This window comes from Gammaproteobacteria bacterium (assembly GCA_040183005.1).
Classification (GTDB): domain Bacteria; phylum Pseudomonadota; class Gammaproteobacteria.
This window is the reverse complement of the sequence record JAMPIW010000003.1, coordinates 1-1,835: the sequence shown is the minus strand read 5'-3', so window position 1 is coordinate 1,835 and position 1,835 is coordinate 1. Positions and strand designations below refer to the sequence as shown.

Genomic DNA, 1,835 nt, shown 5'->3' with positions numbered 1-1,835 from the left:
CGCCACGCTGCCGCTGGTCTGGTTGGCCAGGATGGTGATGGTCTGGCTGTTGGCCAGGGTCACCGTCATGTCGCTGGCCGGGGCGTGATTCACCGTCGCCGTGTAGGTCACCGTGCCGCCCGCCTCGCTGATGCTGGCCGTCGCGCTCAAACTCACCGTGGTGGTGTCGATGGTGTCCACGATCGTGGTCACCGCCGGCGTCGCGTTGATGCTCACCGCCTCAAGCCCGCCGCCGCTGGTGCTGGCGATGCTGCTGCTCATCGAGCCCGGGTCGGTGATGAAGTCGTCGCTGGCCGCCACCACCACCGCCACGCTGCCGCTGGTCTGGTTGGCCAGGATGGTGATGGTCTGGCTGTTGGCCAGGGTCACCGTCATGTCGCTGGCCGGGGCGTGATTCACCGTCGCCGTGTAGGTCACCGTGCCGCCCGCCTCGCTGATGCTGGCCGTCGCGCTCAAACTCACCGTGGTGGTGTCGATGGTGTCCACGATCGTGGTCACCGCCGGCGTCGCGTTGATGCTCACCGCCTCAAGCCCGCCGCCGCTGGTGCTGGCGATGCTGCTGCTCATCGAGCCCGGGTCGGTGATGAAGTCGTCGCTGGCCGCCACCACCACCGCCACGCTGCCGCTGGTCTGGTTGGCCAGGATGGTGATGGTCTGGCTGTTGGCCAGGGTCACCGTCATGTCGCTGGCCGGGGCGTGATTCACCGTCGCCGTGTAGGTCACCGTGCCGCCCGCCTCGCTGATGCTGGCCGTCGCGCTCAAACTCACCGTGGTGGTGTCGATGGTGTCCACGATCGTGGTCACCGCCGGCGTCGCGTTGATGCTCACCGCCTCAAGCCCGCCGCCGCTGGTGCTGGCGATGCTGCTGCTCATCGAGCCCGGGTCGGTGATGAAGTCGTCGCTGGCCGCCACCACCACCGCCACGCTGCCGCTGGTCTGGTTGGCCAGGATGGTGATGGTCTGGCTGTTGGCCAGGGTCACCGTCATGTCGCTGGCCGGGGCGTGATTCACCGTCGCCGTGTAGGTCACCGTGCCGCCCGCCTCGCTGATGCTGGCCGTCGCGCTCAAACTCACCGTGGTGGTGTCGATGGTGTCCACGATCGTGGTCACCGCCGGCGTCGCGTTGATGCTCACCGCCTCAAGCCCGCCGCCGCTGGTGCTGGCGATGCTGCTGCTCATCGAGCCCGGGTCGGTGATGAAGTCGTCGCTGGCCGCCACCACCACCGCCACGCTGCCGCTGGTCTGGTTGGCCAGGATGGTGATGGTCTGGCTGTTGGCCAGGGTCACCGTCATGTCGCTGGCCGGGGCGTGATTCACCGTCGCCGTGTAGGTCACCGTGCCGCCCGCCTCGCTGATGCTGGCCGTCGCGCTCAAACTCACCGTGGTGGTGTCGATGGTGTCCACGATCGTGGTCACCGCCGGCGTCGCGTTGATGCTCACCGCCTCAAGCCCGCCGCCGCTGGTGCTGGCGATGCTGCTGCTCATCGAGCCCGGGTCGGTGATGAAGTCGTCGCTGGCCGCCACCACCACCGCCACGCTGCCGCTGGTCTGGTTGGCCAGGATGGTGATGGTCTGGCTGTTGGCCAGGGTCACCGTCATGTCGCTGGCCGGGGCGTGATTCACCGTCGCCGTGTAGGTCACCGTGCCGCCCGCCTCGCTGATGCTGGCCGTCGCGCTCAAACTCACCGTGGTGGTGTCGATGGTGTCCACGATCGTGGTCACCGCCGGCGTCGCGTTGATGCTCACCGCCTCAAGCCCGCCGCCGCTGGTGCTGGCGATGCTGCTGCTCATCGAGCCCGGGTCGGTGATGAAGTCGTCGCTGGCCGCCACCACCA

1 protein-coding gene is annotated in these 1,835 nt (G+C 68.3%); it reads right to left on the bottom strand.

Going from position 1 to position 1,835, the window contains the following annotated elements; all coding sequences use genetic code 11:
* A partial coding sequence (locus M3A44_04105) for a hypothetical protein (protein MEQ6340842.1) occupies positions 1-1,710 on the bottom strand: 1,710 nt, incomplete at its 3' end.
* Positions 1,711-1,835: the final 125 nt, after the last annotated feature.